This window comes from Bradyrhizobium iriomotense (assembly GCF_030160715.1).
Taxonomy (GTDB): Bacteria; Pseudomonadota; Alphaproteobacteria; order Rhizobiales; family Xanthobacteraceae; genus Bradyrhizobium; species Bradyrhizobium iriomotense.
This window is the reverse complement of record NZ_BSOW01000061.1, coordinates 1-19476: the sequence shown is the minus strand read 5'-3', so window position 1 is coordinate 19476 and position 19476 is coordinate 1. Positions and strand designations below refer to the sequence as shown.

Sequence of the window (19476 nt, the reverse complement as noted above, 5' to 3'; positions counted from 1 at the left end):
CCGGACCGGGGCGCAGGATGCGCGCTTCGCTGGCCCGACTCGCCCGACAATGGTGGTGCCTCGGCCCCCAGGAGTCCACGGCACCGGCGCACATTCCGCGCGCCGTCCCGCTTTTCAACAAGGGGCCACCGATCCCCGCTCAGAGCTGGGGAATCACCTGCGCCCAGATCGCGATCATCCCGACGAACAGCGTGATCGATGCCAGTGCAGCGGCTTCTTCCACGAAGATCTTCAACATGGCCTTGCTCCCTCGCTAGAACATAGAGAGAACATTGTTCTAGTTTTGTTCCAGGAGTCAAGCCACGGTTGCGGGCGGGTTTGGAAGAAAGGGGCCTGTGGTTAATCCCCGACCTGGCCGGTGTGAGGCGGCCTATCAAAAATTGAAGAACAGCATGGATGCGAGGACTGCCGAAAAGGCGCACAGTCCAATGATGGCGAGCTTGAGAAGCAGATCGGCCATGATGATTTCGCCCCGCTTTGGCTAGGTGGGCGGTTTCAATCCGGGCGACGTCAACCACTCGTTGATATGAGATGCCGTTTCTGCTTGCCGGGCTCTGCGGATAAGCCTTTCGCGCTCAACCCCCGGCGGGGTGTCCTGCGCTTCCCTGCGCAATTGCCGGGCAGCGTCCGTAAGGCGCTTGTCGAGTGGATCGATTTGCTTGAAACGCCGTCGCTGCTGCAGCATGGCGCGGCTCCCTGCTAGAGTGGGGCGGGAGCGCGACCGGCGTTCTCAGTCACCGATAGAAGCCACGGGCCGGGCGGTGATGTCCTCCAACGTTTGCGGAACCGAGCGGTTCCTAATCAGGACTGAACCCAAGCTGCAGCACGGGGCACCGCGGCGGTCCGACGGCTAACTCGATGATCTCCCAAAAGAAAAAAGCCCCGGCCAAAGGCCGGGGCTTTCGCAACCGCTCCGAAGGAGCGATCAATCTCAGTACTTGCTCAGTACTTGGCGATGAGCGGGCCGCCGAACTTGTAGTTCAGGCGGACGAGACCCATGTCGACGTCCTGACGGATGCGGTCGGTACCGACCAAGCCGGTGAACGTGACGTCCTTGTCGGCCAGGAAGATGTGGTTGTACTCGACGCCAACCGACCAGTTCGGAGCGAAGCCGACTTCGAGGCCGGCACCGACCGTGCCACCCCAACGGGTCTGGCTGGTCGAGCCGAGCGACGCGCCGGTTGCGGTGCTGAAAACGTCGTACTTGTCGCTGACCACAGCCGCGCCGCCCTTCACATAGGCCAGCACGTTGTTCCAGGCATAGCCAACCTGACCGGTGATCAGGCCGAACGCATCGATCTTGGTGCGGTTGCGATCGCCCGGGAAGACGGCGCTGACGTTGTCGCCGGAGAAGTCGGCCCAGTTGCCCTGGCCTTCGACGCCGAACACCCACTGGCCGGTCTGCCAGCGATAACCGATCTGACCACCGACGGTGCCGCCGGTCGCATTGTGCGAACCTTCAGAGCCCGTGCCGACGAAGTCCCAGGTCGTGTGAGCCGAACCGCCACCACCGTTGATGCCGATGTAGAAGCCGCTCCAGTCGTAGATCGCAGCGACCATCGGAGGCGGCGCCTTCGTGTAAGGGCGCGCCGCAAGGTCAGCAGCCACCGCCGGCGCAGCCGCGCTGAGCGCGACGAGGCTCGCAGTGACAAGCAACAAACTCTTCTTCATTTGATTCCCGTTCCAGTTTCTTCGAAAGGCCCCCGGGCCGTCGGCACCTCTTAACAGCGATCGACGGAATTGCTGTAACCGTGACGCAACAGTCCTGTCGAAAGGACCTGCGAGGTAAATGAATGTTTCTCGCGCACCTCCGGAACTCATTTGAGTCCTATTTTTACAGTGGTTTCACACCATTTTCAGACTCTCTGACGCGCACAGAAACTGTTCACATCTTGTTGTGAAGGAAGAGTGTGGCGTGCGGACTTTTTGTCTCCGCATTGCCGCCACAATCACGCCGGCGCCGTTCCACAATGCGGCTCGCTCACACCGGCGTGTAGATGACGGGCTTCAATGCGGGAATCGTTATTGGCCTGAAAACTTATGTGCTCGAAATGAAGCGCTGCCCCTGGTGGGATGGTTCATGCGACCGCCCAAAACGCTGGCCGGCAAACCATTCGCGAGGCGCTTCATTCGGGTGACTTTTGTGAACCACATCACATAACCGACCGGCGATCGAAGGTAACGTGTTGGCGCAGGGCACGGGCTGAATTCGATCGACAACGCCAACGCACAGGGCGCACCAACGGCACCCTCAGCCGTCCGTCCAAAATGGAGAGGGCCATGGTGGATACATCGGTAGCAAAGCAGCTCGTCCAGGCCATCATTGACAATTTGCCGGCGCCTGTCGGTCCGAGGCGGCCTGTTCACACCATCGGCATCGGCGTGAAGGGCGAGTTCGTGGCGTCGAATGTGGCGCGCAACTATTGCATCGCCGAGCAATTCCAGGGACAGCCTGTCCCCGCGTCAGTTAGATTCTCCAACGGATTGGGCGGCCCCGATCAGCATGACGGCTGGTCCGATGTCCGGGGGATGGCGACCCGCTTTCATATCTCGGACGGAAAGGGATCGGACCTGATCGCCACGACGCTCGGCGAATTCTTCGTCCGCAATGTCGATGACTTCTTTAAATTCACCGAGATCGCGAAGCTCGCGCCCTATTCGCGACTGTCCTGGTGGCAGAAGCTTTGCGACCTTGTGAAGCTCAAGGTGCCCGACCGCGACCCGTATCTGAACGAAACCGAGAACGTCAACGCGGGCGCGCTTCGTTACGCCAACCAGCACCGGTTCGCCCAGCTGGGCGTGTTTCAGGCCGCCGTGATCGGCGCGCCCGTGAGCTACGCCCGCGCGAGCTATCACGCCGTCCACACCTTCTGGGTCACGGCTCCCAACGGCGTTCGCCGCCCGGTTCGCTTTTCCTGGCAGCCGGTCGCAGGCGTCTGCAACACCGATCCCATGGCAGTGCCGCAGGACAAATATCTGTTCAAGGAGCTTGACGAGCGTCTGAAGAAGTGGCCGGCCCGGTTCATGCTGATGATGACCATCGGCGAAGCGGGCGACGCGATCGACGATTGCACCAAGCCGTGGCCGGGGACACGCTTGCGGATCTCCATGGGGACCCTGACGCTTCTCAAGGTGTCGGAGGATCAGGAAGCGGACGGCGAACGCATCAGCTTCAATCCCAACCGTCTCGCGCCCGGCATCGAGCCCTCCGCGGATCCCATCCTCGAGGCCCGTCTCGGCGCCTATGAAGCCTCGCGCGAAATCCGCGGCGGCTGCCCCTTCAAGTGGAGTAAGGTCGATGCCGGCTGACGAAGGTTTGCTCGATCGCATTGTGAACTGGTTGCCCACGACGCTTGGATTCAAGCGCGTGGCCTCGTGGATCCTGGTGCCTTACTGGGCACATAAGACGCCGGTGAAGCCCCTGCCCGGCGGCCCGCATGCGTCGTTCCAGCACGGCGACAATGTCCAGTGCATGATGAACCTGATCATGCCGCTCAAGGTCAAGTCACCGATCGGACGCGCGGAAGCCGCGCTCGCGATCGCGCAAAACAAGGATGCGATCTACGCCGGATTGAACAATGTCGGCACGGTGCACTTCGCGCGCTTCGTCATCGTCGGCGACAACATTTGCATGTTCTCCGTCTATGACGGGGACTTCACCAACTACATCAGAGACTTCATCGCCACGATCGGCCAGGTGTTCAACGCCGTGGTGTCACTCGTCGAAGGCGGAGATGACGTGATCCCTTGCGAGGAGAATGTCGAGGCATTCATCCAATGGGTGCACGAGCGCGACCTGTATCAGGTGCCGGACACGCCCACCGATTTTCTGAGAGACCAGGAAGCCTTGAACGGAGACAGGGCCGTATCACCCGTCAATGACGATCTGACCCTGCTGCCGCGCAAGCTGGTCCTGCAGCTTCGCGCCAACCCGAACGTTTCGCTGGGCAGCGGTTACCGGGCCTATCCGGGGTACTCGGCGGCGCAGGTCCGCGAACGATTGGGGTTAGGCTGGTGAGCGCCATGAACGACATCGCTGATGTGCAGGGCAACATCCTGCGCGGGTATCGCAAGCCGTACGTGCGCTATCTCATCCTGGAAGTTGCCGATCCCGGCGCGGCGCGGCGCTGGCTCGCCGCCTCCGTCTCCGGCCACGGCGACGGTGTCCCGCAGATCACCCCCTACAATTGGGGGAAGGACAAGCCCGACACCTGTTTCAACATCGGCCTGACCTACGAGGGACTGCGCGCCCTCGGCACGCCGAGCGCTTCGCTTGCGATGTTCCCGAACGAATTCATCGAAGGCATGACCGCGCGCGCCCTGAAGCTCGGGGATGTCGGGCCGAGTGCGCCGGATAATTGGCCGAAGCCTTTCGACGAGCCCAAGCGGATCCATCTCATCGCGACGATCTACGCCGACAAGAAACAGCAGCTGGACCAGGTCCAGGAACGCGCCCTCGCCGGCGGCGCCCTGAAAAAGCTCGATACCCGCGAGGGCTGCAGCTTCGAGGACGACGCCGTCCACTTCGGCTATCGCGACAACATCATGCAACCGCGGTTCGAGGGCATTCACGACCGCGAGCGCCATGACGACGGACAACCCCGCGCGCCGCTCGGCACGGTCTTGCTGGGGCACAAGACAAACCTGGAAGATTTGATGTGGCGGGTGCCTCAGCCCGCAGCCCTGGGACACAACGGCACCTTCAACGCGTTTCGCGTCCTGAAGCAGGACGTGGTGGGCTTCGAGGACTATCTCGATCAGGCCGCGTCCGATTTGCTCAAGCATAAGCAGGTCGATGACGTGCTGGCGCCCGGTGCCGAAGCGAAAATCGGTGAGGTCCTCAAACTCAAAGGCCTGACGCGTCATGGCGCCCTGCGCGAGGTCGTTGCCGCCAATTTGTGCGGCCGATGGCGCGATGGCACGCCGCTGGCGCTCTCGGCGGACACGCCTGATCCCAAGTTGGTGAAGGAGAAGTTCGACTACACTGGCGAGTCCCGTTGCCCCTACGGAGCCCATATCCGCCGGTGCAATCCGCGCGGCGGACAGATCGTGCAACGCGTCGCGAACAACAGCCGGCGTCTGGTACGGCGCGGCGTGCCCTATGGACCGCTCTATGTTCGGACACAGCCCCGCGATCCCGGCAAGGCCGAGCCGGAACGAGGCCTGCTCGGCAACTTCATCGGGGCCAGCCTCGGCGCCCAGTTCGAGGCCATGTCCTGCGACTGGCTGAATCTCGGCCTGCAGGACCCGCGCATCACCGAATCCAACGATCCGATCACGGGCTCCAACGATCCCAGCGCGAGCTGGTTCGACTTGCCGCTCAAATCCGGCAACACGATCCGGCTGCGGGGATTGCCGCGATTTGTCTCGACCCGGGGCGGCGCCTACACGTTCCTGCCGAGCCTCTCGGCGATCCGCTTTCTGGGATCGCTGACGACGTGAGTCACCCAACCAGGGCCAACGTCATCCGGCGGCTCTCGTAAGGCGTGATTTACCGGTTCAGCAGTTCGACCAGGTCATCAGCCTCGCGCAGATCGCGGGACGTTTCCGCGAACGCAAATTTCGCCCGGGTCGAGATCAGCAGGTCTCGCGCTTCGGCACGTCTGGATACGCTCTCACCGGCGCTGACCAATCGTGCGATGCTGATGGCCGTGCGCAACTCCCAACCGACCGCCCCCAGCTTCCTCGCGGAGGTAAGCGAGCGTTTGAACAGGCCCATGGCCGCGCGGTCGTCTCGCAATGGGTCCTGACACAGCAGCGAGCCGTGGATCCGCAAGATCTCGGGAGCCGCCCAGCGCTCGCCGGTTCGCTTCACGAGGGACTCCGCCGAAGCAGCCAGGCTTCGCGCCCTTTCGATCTGCCCAATCCGTCCGAACTCCGTGGCGAGAAGAATCCGATAGAGCGGCATCTGAATGCACCGATTCTCGGCGGGTAGCTTGTCGAGCAGGCCGCATAATTGTTCGAGCACTTCCGGCGCGGGGCCTCGTGCCGCCAACGCAGCGGTCGCCCACAATGGGCCGATGACCCCGTACATCGGATAGCCATACTCATCGGCGATCTTCAGACCGCGCTTTACGCTGGCCAGGTTGGCCGCAAGGTCGCCCTCATACCAGTGATCGGAGACGCCGAGAATGGAGGCGAAGGCCAGCATGAACGGATGCCCGATCTCGTTCGCGAGCTGCCGCGCCGTCACGCAGCACTCTCTGGCCCGGCCTGGCCGGCCCAACAACCATTCAATGTGTCCGGAGTAGACGAGCGATACGATCAATGGATCATGCTGATAAATCTGGACCAGCTTGCTGTGCTCACGCGGATTGTAGCGAGCGCTGACCAGAGCCGCGAGCTCACTCGCCTGCTCCAAACGACCGAGAAAGAAATTGGCGATCACGGCAGCGGTGTAGGCCATGAGGACGGCCTCGTCGTCGCGCCACTCTTCCGCCCGCCGGACGAAATCTTGCGCGTGTTCGAGGCCCTTGGTCAGCTCGCAGTTGACTAGCGTGGCTATGGTACTTCCCCACAGCACCGTCGCCTTCTCGCGAATGGTGCCATGGCTCTCGCAAAGCTTGAGTGCACGAGCGTAGGGGCCATACACGTTCGGATCGGACCACCCGGCGTTGGCCGTGTACGCCATCGCCAAATTGGATTGCAGGGCGATTTCGACCTCGAAGCGCTGTGGTGACGCGGGCAGCTTCGGTATCAGTGAGAGGCCCTCGCGAAGATGGGCGACGGCCTCCTTGGTGGCAGAACTGCGGAGCGCGGATTTGCCCGCCTGAAGCCACGCTTCGATCGCTTCGGGAATGTTGCCTGCGCGTGCATAATGATAGCCTAACACCGCCGGCTGGCTGCTTTCTCCAATGGCGGCTTCCTGGAGCAGCCACGATGCGACGCGCGCATGGAGCTCACGCCTCTCCTCCATGAGTAAGGAGGAGTAGGCGACTTCCTGTATCATCGCGTGCTTGAACGTGAAGACCGTGCCTTGAGACTCCTCGCTACGATACACAATCCCGGCTCTCTCGAGTGCCCGCAACGAGTCTTTCAGCGTTTCGCCTCTACCTGGAAGCACGCTGGAAATGCCTTCATAGTTGAATCGCCTCCCGAGAACAGAGGCGATCTGGGCGACGCGTTTGGCAGGACCGAGGCGATCAAGGCGCTCCATCAGTGAATCTTGAATACTTGCCGGCACCAGAGGCGGCAACTTCCCGCTCGGCACAGGGCTCTCAGCGGCCAGCGGGACCGCACCGGAATCGACGACGGCCCGCGTAAACTCCTCGACAAAGAGTGGCACGCCGTCGGTTCTTTCCACGATCTGGCTGGTGATCCGGCGCGGTACCAAATCGCTGCCCGCGACGGCTGCGACCATCTGCTCGCATTCATGTGCCGCCAGCTTTTGCAGAGCAATCCGTCGAATTGCCGGGCTCGACAACCAGTCGGGCCTGTAGTCATCGCGATGCGTGATCAGGACCATGACCCGCTCGCCAGGACATTGAGCTATCACGCGGACCAGCAATTCGATGGTGGTCGGGTCAATCCACTGGACGTCCTCGACGATTCCGAGGATCGGCCGCTTGCGCGAGGCGGCGAGAAGAGCATCGACGAACACTTGAAAGGCACGCTCGCGCTCGGAGGGAGATCCGAAATCCGCGGGCTCGTATCCCGAGCATGCGGGTATCGACAGCACCGCGCCGTAGTAACGAAGCGCCGGCTCGATATCGGTGACGGCCCTTGCCAAAAGCGAACGCAATTTTGCCAGTGCGAGTTCCGCGTCGTCCGTTTCCTGGATGCCGGTCGCGCGCCTGAGCCGCTCGATTTCCGGGGCAAGCGGCGTGTTGACGTGGAATGGCGAACATTGCAGCGACAGAACATCACGTGGAGACGCATCAAGGGAACTGCGAAACTGGCGGATCAAACGTGACTTGCCGATGCCGGGTTCACCGGAAATGACGCCGACCTGCCCCGACCCGGCGAGACTCTGCTGCCACATCTCGGCCAGCAAGGCACTTTCGCTGGTCCGGTTTATCATCGGGGCAAGAGGCGCCCTCCGCGCGCGGTCGAACCTGCTTTCGCTGGACGCAAGCGCCTCTGCACGCCAGGCCTCGACCGGCTCCTCCACGCCCTTGAGAGGGCGCTGGCCAAGCGGCACATAGCTGAATGTTCCGCGGGTCAGCTCGTGAGTGCGCGAGCCGACCACGACACTGTTCTCACTGGCAAGTCCTTGCAGGCGGGCAGCGATATGTGCCGAGCTGCCGAACACTTCCCGTCGATCCGGGGGTTCGCCGGGCACGCTGCCGACGACGACCACCCCGGTGTTCACTCCGATGCGCACGCCCAGGCGAACGAAGCTACCGTCCGACAGCTGAAACTTGTGTTCCTTGATCGCCGCGACAATCGCCAGAGAGGCGCGGACCGCGCGTTCAGGATCATTTTCATGCGCTTGCGGGACACCAAAAAATGCGAGCAACCCGTCGCCAATCATTCTGGCGATATGACCGCCGTAGCGGCGAATCTGCTCGTCGCAGATATCGCGATACGTTCTGATAACCGCGAAGAACTCCTCGGGATCGATCCGCTCGCTCAGGGGTGTCGAACCGACGATGTCGATAAATGCCACGGTAAGCTGCCGGCGCTCGGCATGCAGAGCTTCATTCTCGACATTCGGTGGCGCCTGCGTCTGCTGAAGTCCGCCCGAACGATCGGGCTTCGGCTGGCTGCTCATGACCCACCATTTTCATTTTCCGCCGTACCTGCGGCGAGGCAAGATAGACGGCGAGCCGCATCCGGTCGAGACTGCCGAGCGGCTCGTTCTCGGGCAGACAGTTCCAGGAATTGAACACCATGTGCTCGCAGCCGTACAGCGCAATCTGCGTCAAATTCCGCCTTGGAATGCCAGTGCTTCCCGGCCGTCAAAATCGGCATCGTTCTGACTGATCGCCCCATCTCCGCTCGGCCCTCAGAAGCTGACGCTTGGCCCTTGGGAGCTTACACCCTCGGACCGGCGTGTAGATGACGAGCTTCAGCGCGGGATCGTCATTGGCCTGAAAACTCGTGTGCTCGAAATGAAGCACGCCCTTGGTGGGATGGTTCATGGTCTTGCGGCCCGAGACAGTGCTGCGGATCTCATGCGCTCCCCACCATTTGACGAATTCCGGACTGCCCTGCCGCAGCCGCGCCAGCAATTCCGCAAAAGCGGGATCGCCGGCCCAGACGTCGTGGGTCGCGCGAAACATCGCGACCATGCCCTTGGCTACGTCCGTCCAGCTCGCGCCATAGGATTTTCGCGTCTGCTTGTTGGTCATCATGAGCAGCAGCGTGTTGCGATCCTCCCCAGGCAGCCGCCCGAACGCAAAAATCTCCTCGGCCGCGTCGTTCCAGGCCAACACGTCCCAGCGCCGTCCCGTGATGTAGGCCGGCTGTTTCAGGCTCTCGAGCATCCGTCGAATGGGCGGCGGCACGATCTCGCGCACGAATGCGCGCTTGTCGCCATCGCGCGCCAGCGCCTTCAGATGCGCATGCTCGGTCCTGGAAAGCCGCAGCGCGCGGGCCAGCGCATCGATCGTGGTGACCGACGGGCTCACGGTGCGGCCCTGCTCGAGGCGGATGTACCAGTCGACACCGATCCCCGCGAGCTGCGCGACCTCCTCGCGCCGCAGCCCCGCGGTGCGCCGCCGGCGGCCCAACGGAAGGCCGACGGATTTTGGCGTCAGCTTCTCGCGGCGCGAGCGCAGGAAGTCGCCGAATTCGACACGTCGGGGGTCGGCCATGATCTCGCCTTCGCCTATGGAGGGTCCTTGGAATACCAGGATAATACCAGGCCTTCATGCGCTTTCAAGGCTGGCGCATATGCACCTCACCCGCATATGAGGTGAACATCATGAAAGCCGCCGTCCTCAAATCCCTGGGAACACCGCTCGTCATCGAGGATGTCCCTGCTCCCGTGCTCGGCACCGGCGAAGTCATCGTCGACGTCGTCGCCACCCGCGTGCTGTCCTACATGAATGAGGTCTTCAGCGGCGAGCGCAACTATGCGCTTGACCTGCCGGTCGTCCCCGGCCCCGGCGGCATCGGCCGCGTGCGCGCGATCGGCCCGGACGCGACCAAGCTCGCGATCGGCGACTGGGTGTTCTGCGACCCGACGGTGCGCTCGCGCGACGACGCCGTTGCCCCCGATATCGCCCTGCAAGGACTCACTGCCGCCGGTCCCGGCGGCATGAAGCTGCAAAAGCACTTCCGTCACGGCTCGTTCGCCGAGCAGATGCGTGTGCCGACGGAGAACGTGAAGCGGCTCGGCGAAATCACCACCGTCGAGGCCGCGCGATGGTGCGCGCTCGGCACCATGCTCGTGCCCTATGGCGGCTTCCTCGCCGCCGGCCTCAAGCCCGGCGAGACCGTGCTGGTCAGCGGCGCCACCGGCAATTTCGGCAGCGCCGCCGTAGCCGTGGCGCTCGCCATGGGCGCGGCCTGCGTGGTGGCGCCCGGGCGCAACGAGACAATTCTCGCCGATCTCGTGCGACGCTTCGGCCCGCGCGTCAGACCGGTAAAACTCTCCGGCAACGAGACCGACGATCGCGAGCAGATGAAGCGCGCCGCACCCGGCCCGATCGATTGCGTGTTCGACATCATGCCGCCCTCGGTCAGTCCCACGGTGGTGCGCGCGGCGATCATGACGGTGCGCGCCTACGGCCGCGTCGTGCTGATGGGCGGCGTCGGCATGGCCGGTGGCGCGGGGCTCGAGCTGCCCTACCCCTGGATCATGCGCAATTGCGTCACCATCCACGGCGTCTGGATGTATCCGCCGGATGCGGCGGTCCGCCTGATCGCCCTGGTGCGCGCCGAGCTATTGCGGCTCGACGAGTATGAGGTGACAGCGTTCGATCTCGACCACGCCAACGAGGCCATCGACCATGCCGCGGCGAACGGCGGTCCGTTCAGGATGACGGTGATCCGGCCGTAGCCCGGCCCACGCGCCGGCCCGCGCCGCCCTCCAACGCTTGGACGCTGCCTGCTCTCGTGGGCACGCGGTTGGTCTTGCCGGGCGATCAATCCGGCACGCCGTAACCTAAGCTAGTATTGCCGGCAGACCCAATTGCCGTATGCGTCTTGGTAGCAGCCGTTGTTGTAACCGCCGTAGTAGCCGTAGCTGTTGTTGTAGTACCCGTAAGCGGCGGCGCCGGCTGCCGCTGCTCCTACTGCAGCGGCACCGACTGCCGCTCTGCGATAAGGATAGTACCCGCCACGATAGGCAACTCCACGATAAGCCGTCCCGCGATACGCAGCACCTCGATAGGCCGCGCCGCGATAGGCCACGCCACGGCCCGCAACGCCAACAGCCCCTCCTCGGACGCCTGCCGCGCGAACCCCTCCTCCGCCAACACGGGCACCGCCACCGCGGTAAGCGAGTGCGTCATCGGGAATGAAGGCCACGCCCACGACGAGGGCGGCCGCGAGACCTGCGATTACATTACGCAACATTGGTGTTTCTCCTTCCCTGACAATCGCAAACGGCGAGCAGCAACGCGTCGCCATCTCAACAAAGCAAACTCTGCTCGGCAACAGCCCCGAGCCGAGACGCAAACGGCTCCCGGGGAGTTGGGAAGACAAGACCGAGCATGCTCAATCACGCGCTACCCACTCTAAGGATGCAATTGTCCTAGGGTACAAGACACGTCAGTAGCCATGTCCCGGTCGCCCACTGGTCAATTTGCCGAGGGCGTAAATGCGCCTTGAGCAATAAGGCCTTCTATCCCTCCAAGCATGAGTTGCAGACCAAGCGCCACCTGGTTGACGCCAAGTATGACACCGAGGAGCAGCAGCAATGGGCCACTCCAACGAACGATAGTGTGCGCGGCCAACATGGCGAGCCAATCCAAAAACAGTATGAAGTAGACGACCCCGGTTAGCATCAGGCTGGCCTCCGTGGTGGGGCTCAAGCTGATGAGGATGGTGACCGCCGCTATGCCGTAGGGGGTAACGATTGTAGGGAAGGCGAGCGGAGAAAAGGCGAGCGCAAGAGTTATGGGCTCGGTGGGTTCGGATGAGGCGGGTTTGTATTGCTGCATGACCGCCTGCAGCGCGACAAGGAAAAGAATCATGCCGGCGGCGATCTGCAGCACCAGCACGGGGATGGCGAAGTTGTCGAGCATCTGCTTGCCGAGGCCGGCGGCGATAGTCACAGCGGCGAGTGAGAACAGAAAGGCACGAGTGGCCAGCCGGCGGCGGAAGATGCTGTCACAGTCCTTGGTGGCGGCAGCGAAAGGGCCGAGCAGCTTGATCGGACCGAGCATCAGGAAAAGCAGCGCAAAAATCATGCCCCACGTGAGTGGGCGTCGGGTGGTGAGGACGCCTGTGCTCTGGGCGGCAGCCGCAACGGGCACTAACGTGGCGGCAATTATGGCTGCGAGCCGTTTCATCGAAACATCATAGCATGTCATAGCGAGCGCTCAGCTGGCGCAAGAACGGACATGTCGCAGGTATGTGCCTGCGCGCCAAGAATCATTCTCCAGGTCCTTTGATTTGAATCAACGCGATCTCACAGCGCTGACGTTGTTTGCGCGGTGCCTGGGGGCCACTTACCTAGGAGATTGCCGATGATCAGATTAATAATGGTCGGAACAACCGCACTCCTCGTTACCGCATCGTCGATTGCCAACGCGCAAGCTCCCTCCCCTGCGACTTCAGAGCGCCTGAATGCAGCGGACAGGAATACCCTGACAGACATGCGGATCGATCTGGTGAAGGCCGCATTGCAGCTAACACCTGACCAGGAAAAGCTCTGGCCGGCTGTAGAGAGCGCCATTCGCGCCAGAGCGGAGGACCGGAAAGCCCGCGTTGCAAAAATCTCGGAAACAGTGGGCAGACGGGCCGACCAAAATACTGCCGAGACCCTGCGCAATCGAGACCCCATCGCCTTCTTGCAACGACGATCGGAAGCATTGGCTCAACGATCCGCCGATTTGGATAGACTCGCCGAGGCGTGGCAGCCACTCTACAAAACGCTCAATCCCGAACAGAGACAGCGCATGGCGGCCCTTGCGATCTTTGTCCTTCACGACATGAGTGATGTCGTGGAACGCCGCCGTGCGCAGGCTGAGGACGAGGACTGAAGCAAGTCGTTCGATTCACATGCCGCATGACGGAGCGTACGTGCTAACTGACCCGAAGCCTGGGCGATGTCTGCTTTGTGTCAAGGTCGACATCCCCAGGACTTCAACCTCGCCCGCCATGACAAGGTTGGATGATCGGGGATGTGTCCTCGAGGACAAGTACGGTAGTGAGAGGCTTGAGGCTCATCCACCTACTTCCGGTGTCCATGACCGATCCGCTGACGCTTGCGATCGATCGAGCCGAGCTTGACCTAGGTCAAAGCTACTCCTGGCTCCTTGTCTGGAATGCCGATCGAATTGACGCATTCGGAGCCCAAGTGAGATGCCGCCAACTTGGTACGTCACGTTTGAGAGTCGTCCTCGCAGTGTGCTGCCCAAAAGGCGAAGCCCGCGCGAAACCAGGACATTTGCGACCGAAGGCGAGGCCAAGAGTTTTGTGCGCTCAAAACTGGACGAAGGATTGATCGTTTCCGCAGGCACGATCAATCCCCATCTCCCGAGGCGGCATATCTCGTCGAGCCACGTCCCGATGTGGCTTATCGAAGGTCATGAGGACTCAGCCGACTCTTCCTGACAACGATTGAACACTGCACGCACGGCGCCCTTTCCGATTGCGCTTGAGTGTTGCCATTTTGTTACGGGGCTTTGAAACGCTCGCCACTAAGGTTTCTACCATCGGCTGGAATCAGAAGTTATGCACGCAAACGTGCACATGCGGTCGCCGGTCGAAAAAACGAAGATTATGATTGGGGACGTGGAGACAATCACATGAAGAAACTTTTGTTGGCCGGTTTCGGCATCGCGGCATTGGGCTTAGCTGCACCTGCATCGGCAGCCGATATGGCCGTCAAGGCACCGCCACCGGCCCCGGTCGTGGCGATCTACAACTGGAGCGGCTTTTACATCGGTGGTAATGGCGGATGGGGTCAAAGCCACAATTGCGTGGATTTCATCACCGCTGCAGGAACGATCGCGAGCGGTTGCGGCGATCGTTCGGGAGGCGTTGTCGGCGGACAGATCGGCTATCGCTGGCAAACCAATCAGTTCGTGTTTGGATTGGAAGCGCAGGGCGATTGGGCCGACATCAAGAACACGCGCGTCAGCCTGCTTGATCCGACGATTTCAACCACAGCGAAAACTGACGGCATCGGCCTCTTCACTGGCCAGATCGGATGGGCGTGGAACGCGGCACTGCTCTACGTGAAGGGCGGCGCGGCCGTGACTGGTAATAACCTGACTATATTCGACAACACCACCGGCGTCGGTCTGTTCTCGGCAAGTAACACGCGCTGGGGCGGCACCGTGGGTGTCGGCTTTGAGTATGGCTTCACACCGAATTGGTCGGTTGGTCTTGAATACGACCATCTCTGGATGGGGCATGCGAACAACTCCTTCTCCGTGACTGATCCACGCCTCGCCGGCATACTCAACGACCGGGTCAGCCAAGACGTCGACATGGTCACTGTGCGCTTCAACTACCGCTTCGGCGGTTACACGACACCGGTCACCGCACGTTACTAGTCGAATCCCAACGACCCACCAACCTGGCTCCGGGCATCTGCCCGGGGCCGTCTTTGTCGCTCGCCGCGTTTGATCGAGCTGCCCTCCAGGGCGTATCCCAACTCCTTGGAGGCGCCGTTCGATGATGAAGAAGCGCCCAGTTCGATCGAACCGGAAAGACAGGCGCAATGTTTGGGTTCTCGAAACAGCTTTTCTCTCTCGCCACTCTGATAGCGATCACGGCGGTGCCCTGCAGCGAAGCGAAGGTTTTGCGCAACAACGCCCCGACGGTTCTGGTGTTCAAGGACGCAGAAGCGCTCAGCCGCTTCAACCGCCTGAAAGCCACCGCGTCTCGCGATGATAGCCTTCTTGCGCCCCTGCTGACGTGCAAAGCGCCGCAGGGCAGCAAGATCGAAGTTCTCGGCAGCGGCCATCGAACGGCGTTTGTTCGCGTCCTTGAGGGCAGCGCCGCCGGATGCGAAGGGACGGTACCGATTGGAGCAGTGCGCGATTGACGATGTGGGCGCGTTTGTCCCTTCTATCTCTCGCACTGATCAGCGACGTCACTCAGCTTGCGGACCGCGACGTGCACGGACATGCCGAGAAAGTCCTCGGCGCTTCCAAACCATAACCCGTCCAGTGGCACTGCCTGGCCTGGGTGGCGCGCAAGCGCCACCGGAGCCTTCTACTCCTTAGGGCTCCAATCGAACGGACGAGGAAGCTGACGTCTCTTAGCAACGCTGCAAGCGCGTCAGCCTCGTTGCCTCATCCAGGCACGACAATGTGAAGAAACCTTGATCTGTCGCAACGTCCTCTCTGACCGTGAGGTCGCATCGTCGAAGCTGGGCAGGAAACAGTGGAGTGAGAACCATGATGCAGATGAATGTAAGAAAGGCCGCGATAGCAACCTCGACCGTTACATGTGCAGTATTGCTCTCCTTCGCCTGGTCTGAACAAAGCGGAGTCTCGCTGTCGATCGAGAGTGCCCAGGCGCGCGTCGGCCGTCCGTTGACCCCCGTGAGCGTTGCGGGTGTTGCACGCCGGCAAAACCGGCGGGCTGCTTACGGGTACAACGCGGCCGGCATGGCGGGCCCGATGGCGACCAACTACGCCGGTATTGCAGGTGCGGCTGGCACGGCAGCCGTTGTCGGCACGACCGCCGCCGTCGCTGCCACACAACCCTGGAACTGGGGTGGCAGGCCATATGTGGGCAGCGGAGCATTGGCTGCGAACGCCTATTATGGCGGTCCGATCGAAACCAGTCCCTTCTATCTCCAGAGGGCCTACCCCGCGAATGGCCCTTGGTATGGAGTTAGCGGATGGGCCGACTACAAGGCGCGCTACGGCATTGTCTGCGATCCCGGCACCATGGTCAAAGGCGCTGATGGCTTGATGCACGTCTGTCAGTAGAGATTGAGCGTGGATGCGACAACAGGGGCGGCTCGAGAGCCGCCTCCTCTTTGACGATCCTTGGGACTGCAACGCCAGGCAACTCGTCGCATCGACGTTCACGCCGCGAGATCGAACACGCCGCTTCCGTCAGCGTCGGCGGCGATGTTTGATCTAGATCAAGCATGCCGGACGTTTCGGGAGAAGACTTGCAAGTGGTGCACGCACTTCTCAGGACAAGGGTGCCCAGACATGCGCGTGAGGGCTTCTGGGCCGAGGTGTCCAGTCGGTCCAATATGAGAACGGCATGGAAGATCCATTCCTGAACTATTTCGCACTGGGTTTGCTGTTTTTCGTGGTGATCGTGCTGGTCTACGGCATCATTGCGATCCACGACATTCCGGCCCGGATCGCGCACGCACGTCATCATCCGCACCAGGACGCGATCCATGCCGCGGGTTGGATCAGCTTGTTCATGCTGCACCTGCTGTGGCCGTTCCTCTGGATTTGGGCAATGATGTATCGGCCGGATCGAGGCTGGGGTTTCGGCCAAAAGCCGGGCGGGCCGGCCTCGCCACAGGAGGCGGTGGCTGAACTGGAGGAGCTCAGGCGTCGAATGGCGGAGGTCGAGGCCAAGGTCCTGAACGATGATCGAGCGGGTCACCTGAGTAAAGGACAGCATCGGCCTGCAATCGACTCGCCAGGATCGTTCGGTTCCGCCGTCGAAGAGAACGCTCCGACGACAGAAGTGGCAGCTGCGGAGAGCCGAGGTGCTCGGCGATAGCCGATGCACTCTCAAAACTTCGACCGGGAGGCCAGTGATGGAAATATTGCTGACACTGACCTACGTCGCACTCTGCGTCGCCGTCTTCAAGATCTTCAGAATTCCGGTCAATCAATGGACGCTCACGACAGCAGCGCTCGGTGGCATCTTCGGCCTTGCGCTGCTGTTCATAACGATGGCCTACAACCATCCGTTCTCGACCAACGCGCGCATCTACTTCACCGTTACGCCGATATTGCCTTCCGTTAAAGGCCGCGTGATCGAAGTGCCGGTCGAGGATCGTACCAACCAGCACCTCGAAGCTGGAGAAGTCCTGTTCAAGATTGATCCGAAGCCTTACGAATATGTCGTCCAGGAGAAGCGAGCGGGGCTGGCGGACGCGGAGGCCAATGTCGCCCAGCTCAAGGCATCGGTCGATCAAGCCGCGGCGGCGACCGCAAAGGCAAAGGCCCAACTTCAACTCGCGCAGGAAAACTACGACGCTCAGTCGACGCTATTCCAGAAGAACGTCGTCGCACAGGCAACGCTCGACACGGCAACGCGCAATCTGGAGACGTCAAGGCAGGCGACGGCAGAGGCCCTAGCAGCGGAAGATCGTGCGCGGCAAGCGTATGGCGCGTTGGTCGACGGTGAGCACTCGGTCATCGTACGATTACGCAACGAGCTTGCCGATGCTCAATACGACCTGGACCAGACCGTCGTTCGGGCCCCGACGGGCGGCTTTGTCACTGAGCTGGCACTGCGGCCGGGCGTGTACGTGGTCCCGGCCCCCTTCCGTCCAGCCATGATTTTCGTCAATGACAGCCAAAGGGACCGGGCTTTGGCGGCGGCATTCCAGCAGAACGCCCTGCAGCGCGTTCGTGCCGGCGATGAGGCCGAGGTTCTGTTCAAGGCCATACCAGGTCGCGTATTCAAGGCCAAGGTCCGTCTCGTGATCGATGCGATTGCAGGTGGCCAGCTTCAAAGCACTGGCACGCTTGTGAATGTCGGGGGGCCACTGCCCGGAGACCGGGCTCTGGCGGTCCTTGACATCGTCGATGACGTGTCCGGTTACCAGGTGCCGCTCGGTTCGGCAGGCGAAGCCGCCATCTACACCGAGCATGTTCACGAGCTCTCGTTGTTGCGAAAGATTCTTTTGCGGATGCGCAGCTGGCAGAATTACGTCTTCCCCGAAAGCATCTAGAAAACGCGCCGAGCTGTTCGAGTAACTGACTTCGATCGATCGCCAGTTCTTGACTGCGAGGATCGGCCGTCGGTGTGGAAGGCTGCATTGCATTATGGATGACCTGTCGAGAATTCGCATTGATAGTGCCAGGCTGCCGATCTGGCTTCGCATTGTCGTCGTCCTGGCGCTGACACTGCTGGCCGCGGGCGCCAGCCTGTTTGCGTACCGCTGGTACGTCCGGCCGGTGACGCTATCGATCGCGGTCGGGTCGTTTGACGGCGACGCCCCCAAAATTGTATCGGCGCTCGCGAGCAGGCTCGCCGTCAACAACGCGCCGGTGCGGCTGAAGGTGGTTGAGACCAGCGGCCTCATTGAGTCCGCGGATGCGTTTTCGTCCGGCAAGACGGACCTTGCTGTCGTCCGCGGAGATGTCGGCGACCTCTCTCAGGCACAAGCCATCGTCGTCCTGGCCCAGGCCGTGGCGCTGCTTGTTGCGCCGCCGGGATCGGCGATCACGGACATGGCCGGCCTGAAGCGTACGACAGTCGGGGTGGTTGCAGGCGAGACCAATCAGAAGATCGTCAGCGTATTGAGAAAGGCATATGACCTTGACCGTGCCAACGTCGCATTCAAGAGTGTTGCGCTCGACCAGGTCCGCCGTGCGCTTGACACCAAAGAGATACGTGCCGTCCTCCTCGTCATGCCGCTGAGCGACAAATACCTATCGCTGGTACGAGGGCTATTCCCACAAAACCCGAAGACCGCTCCGGTCCTGATCCCGATCGAGAACGCGGGGGCAATTGCCGAAAAGGAGCGCGCTTACGAAAGCTTCGACATCCCGAAGGGGACGTTGCGCGGATCCCCTCCCATCCCCGAAGACGATGTGACCACGCTGCAAGTTTCCTTCTACCTGGTTGGCAAGAAGAGCCTCGACAACGATATGATTGCCAGTTTCACGCAAGCGTTGACGAGCGCGCGCAGAGACGTGGTAGGCGAATTCCCGATCCTGGCACAGTTCAAGGCGCCCGATACTGACGCTGGCGCCTATCTTCCCGTTCATCCGGGCGCCGCGGAGTTCTACAACGGGAGTCAGCTGTCTTTCCTGGACAAGTGGAGCAACGCCATCTTCCTGGCGCCAATGGCGCTCGGCGCGCTTGCCACGGTCCTCGCGGCGGCCTGGCAGTTTCTTCGATCTGGCGATCTCAAGCCGAGGGAACCGGCGCTGGATTCACTCTATGCGCTGGGACAAAGAATTAGGCACGCGGAGAATGAAGCAGAATTGTCGGCAATCGAGACTCAGATCGACGACGTGTTGCGCGCGCAGCGTGCCCGGGCGAACGAGGATGAAAACGCCCTCGATGCCGCCACCCTAAATGTCGCGGCCCACCGCCTCGAGAACCTGATACATGATCGTAGGGCGGCGCTCACCGCGCGAGCCCGCGGCTAGAGCATGATGTTTTTATACGGAAACATAGCCTGAATTTTTGAGATAGTTGGCGCATTCCTCTTTGGAGAAGATATCGAGGAGTTCGCCGACCTTG

16 protein-coding genes and 1 pseudogene are annotated in these 19476 nt (G+C 61.6%); 11 read left to right on the top strand and 6 right to left on the bottom strand.

The window, feature by feature from the left end; translation table 11 throughout:
• Positions 1–481: 481 nt before the first annotated feature.
• Positions 482–685 carry a hypothetical protein gene (locus QQL28_RS43735; RefSeq protein WP_348522565.1) on the bottom strand — a complete coding sequence of 68 codons (204 nt, stop codon included), beginning with the start codon at positions 683–685 and terminating at the stop codon, positions 482–484.
• A gap of 257 nt (positions 686–942) precedes the next feature.
• Complete coding sequence (locus QQL28_RS43730; protein WP_284275889.1) at positions 943–1671, bottom strand: outer membrane protein; 729 nt, start codon at positions 1669–1671, stop codon at positions 943–945.
• Between the two features lie 609 nt (positions 1672–2280).
• Here QQL28_RS43730 and QQL28_RS43725 point away from each other — a divergent pair.
• Genes QQL28_RS43725 through QQL28_RS43715 form a run of 3 tightly spaced genes read left to right on the top strand, consistent with a single transcriptional unit; the run spans position 2281 to position 5442 of the window.
• Positions 2281–3309, top strand: a complete 1029-nt coding sequence (locus tag QQL28_RS43725) for a catalase (protein WP_284275888.1) — start codon at positions 2281–2283, stop codon at positions 3307–3309.
• Positions 3299–4018: a hypothetical protein gene (locus QQL28_RS43720; RefSeq protein WP_284275887.1), complete on the top strand. Its 720-nt coding sequence runs from the start codon at positions 3299–3301 to the stop codon at positions 4016–4018. The genes QQL28_RS43725 and QQL28_RS43720 overlap by 11 nt, the downstream gene beginning before the upstream one ends.
• Positions 4019–4023: 5 nt before the next feature.
• On the top strand, positions 4024–5442 hold the full coding sequence (locus QQL28_RS43715) for a hypothetical protein (protein WP_284275886.1): 1419 nt from the start codon (positions 4024–4026) through the stop codon (positions 5440–5442).
• A 49-nt stretch (positions 5443–5491) separates the two neighbouring features.
• Here the strand turns inward: QQL28_RS43715 and QQL28_RS43710 are convergent, their stop codons facing one another.
• Both QQL28_RS43710 and QQL28_RS43705 read right to left on the bottom strand, forming a co-directional pair.
• Positions 5492–8713, bottom strand: a complete 3222-nt coding sequence (locus tag QQL28_RS43710; protein WP_284275885.1) for an ATP-binding protein — start codon at positions 8711–8713, stop codon at positions 5492–5494.
• A gap of 187 nt (positions 8714–8900) precedes the next feature.
• A complete protein-coding gene (locus QQL28_RS43705) occupies positions 8901–9758 on the bottom strand; it encodes a helix-turn-helix transcriptional regulator (RefSeq protein ID WP_284275883.1) in 858 nt (285 codons plus the stop codon).
• 110 nt (positions 9759–9868) lie between these two features.
• On the opposite strand from QQL28_RS43705, the gene QQL28_RS43700 reads away from it, so the two are divergent.
• Positions 9869–10948: a zinc-binding alcohol dehydrogenase family protein gene (locus QQL28_RS43700; RefSeq protein ID WP_284275881.1), complete on the top strand. Its 1080-nt coding sequence runs from the start codon at positions 9869–9871 to the stop codon at positions 10946–10948.
• A gap of 110 nt (positions 10949–11058) precedes the next feature.
• On the opposite strand, the gene QQL28_RS43695 is transcribed toward QQL28_RS43700, so the two are convergent.
• Both QQL28_RS43695 and QQL28_RS43690 read right to left on the bottom strand, forming a co-directional pair.
• Entirely contained in the window at positions 11059–11466 is a 408-nt protein-coding gene (locus QQL28_RS43695) for a hypothetical protein (protein WP_284275879.1), read from the bottom strand.
• A 224-nt stretch (positions 11467–11690) separates the two neighbouring features.
• Positions 11691–12404 (bottom strand): MarC family protein, encoded by a 714-nt coding sequence (locus QQL28_RS43690; protein WP_284275877.1) that lies wholly within the window; start codon positions 12402–12404, stop codon positions 11691–11693.
• A gap of 177 nt (positions 12405–12581) precedes the next feature.
• Between QQL28_RS43690 and QQL28_RS43685 the strand changes: the two genes are divergently transcribed.
• The 7 genes and pseudogenes from QQL28_RS43685 to QQL28_RS43650 all read left to right on the top strand — a co-directional run bounded on the left by QQL28_RS43685 (position 12582) and on the right by QQL28_RS43650 (position 19382).
• Positions 12582–13097: a Spy/CpxP family protein refolding chaperone gene (locus QQL28_RS43685; protein WP_284275875.1), complete on the top strand. Its 516-nt coding sequence runs from the start codon at positions 12582–12584 to the stop codon at positions 13095–13097.
• A gap of 768 nt (positions 13098–13865) precedes the next feature.
• Complete coding sequence (locus tag QQL28_RS43675; protein ID WP_284275871.1) at positions 13866–14618, top strand: outer membrane protein; 753 nt, start codon at positions 13866–13868, stop codon at positions 14616–14618.
• A 167-nt stretch (positions 14619–14785) separates the two neighbouring features.
• Positions 14786–15112, top strand: a complete 327-nt coding sequence (locus QQL28_RS43670; RefSeq protein WP_284275869.1) for a hypothetical protein — start codon at positions 14786–14788, stop codon at positions 15110–15112.
• A gap of 355 nt (positions 15113–15467) precedes the next feature.
• Positions 15468–16007: a hypothetical protein gene (locus tag QQL28_RS43665; RefSeq protein WP_284275867.1), complete on the top strand. Its 540-nt coding sequence runs from the start codon at positions 15468–15470 to the stop codon at positions 16005–16007.
• A gap of 286 nt (positions 16008–16293) precedes the next feature.
• A pseudogene (locus QQL28_RS43660) lies at positions 16294–16623 on the top strand (DUF3302 domain-containing protein); the annotation flags it as partial.
• A 184-nt stretch (positions 16624–16807) separates the two neighbouring features.
• Complete coding sequence (locus tag QQL28_RS43655) at positions 16808–17953, top strand: HlyD family secretion protein (RefSeq protein ID WP_284275865.1); 1146 nt, start codon at positions 16808–16810, stop codon at positions 17951–17953.
• Between the two features lie 94 nt (positions 17954–18047).
• Entirely contained in the window at positions 18048–19382 is a 1335-nt protein-coding gene (locus QQL28_RS43650) for a TAXI family TRAP transporter solute-binding subunit (protein ID WP_284275863.1), read from the top strand.
• The last annotated feature ends 94 nt before the right edge of the window (positions 19383–19476 follow it).

Bases quoted from the DNA above. Each gene is read 5' to 3' on its own strand.
- QQL28_RS43735 (WP_348522565.1), bottom strand. From the start codon at position 685: ATGCTGCAGCAGCGACGGCGTTTCAAGCAAATCGATCCACTCGACAAG.
- QQL28_RS43730 (WP_284275889.1), bottom strand. From the start codon at position 1,671: ATGAAGAAGAGTTTGTTGCTTGTCACTGCGAGCCTCGTCGCGCTCAGC.
- QQL28_RS43725 (WP_284275888.1), top strand. From the start codon at position 2,281: ATGGTGGATACATCGGTAGCAAAGCAGCTCGTCCAGGCCATCATTGAC.
- QQL28_RS43720 (WP_284275887.1), top strand. From the start codon at position 3,299: ATGCCGGCTGACGAAGGTTTGCTCGATCGCATTGTGAACTGGTTGCCC.
- QQL28_RS43715 (WP_284275886.1), top strand. From the start codon at position 4,024: ATGAACGACATCGCTGATGTGCAGGGCAACATCCTGCGCGGGTATCGC.
- QQL28_RS43710 (WP_284275885.1), bottom strand. From the start codon at position 8,713: ATGAGCAGCCAGCCGAAGCCCGATCGTTCGGGCGGACTTCAGCAGACG.
- QQL28_RS43705 (WP_284275883.1), bottom strand. From the start codon at position 9,758: ATGGCCGACCCCCGACGTGTCGAATTCGGCGACTTCCTGCGCTCGCGC.
- QQL28_RS43700 (WP_284275881.1), top strand. From the start codon at position 9,869: ATGAAAGCCGCCGTCCTCAAATCCCTGGGAACACCGCTCGTCATCGAG.
- QQL28_RS43695 (WP_284275879.1), bottom strand. From the start codon at position 11,466: ATGTTGCGTAATGTAATCGCAGGTCTCGCGGCCGCCCTCGTCGTGGGC.
- QQL28_RS43690 (WP_284275877.1), bottom strand. From the start codon at position 12,404: ATGAAACGGCTCGCAGCCATAATTGCCGCCACGTTAGTGCCCGTTGCG.
- QQL28_RS43685 (WP_284275875.1), top strand. From the start codon at position 12,582: ATGATCAGATTAATAATGGTCGGAACAACCGCACTCCTCGTTACCGCA.
- QQL28_RS43675 (WP_284275871.1), top strand. From the start codon at position 13,866: ATGAAGAAACTTTTGTTGGCCGGTTTCGGCATCGCGGCATTGGGCTTA.
- QQL28_RS43670 (WP_284275869.1), top strand. From the start codon at position 14,786: ATGTTTGGGTTCTCGAAACAGCTTTTCTCTCTCGCCACTCTGATAGCG.
- QQL28_RS43665 (WP_284275867.1), top strand. From the start codon at position 15,468: ATGATGCAGATGAATGTAAGAAAGGCCGCGATAGCAACCTCGACCGTT.
- QQL28_RS43655 (WP_284275865.1), top strand. From the start codon at position 16,808: ATGGAAATATTGCTGACACTGACCTACGTCGCACTCTGCGTCGCCGTC.
- QQL28_RS43650 (WP_284275863.1), top strand. From the start codon at position 18,048: ATGGATGACCTGTCGAGAATTCGCATTGATAGTGCCAGGCTGCCGATC.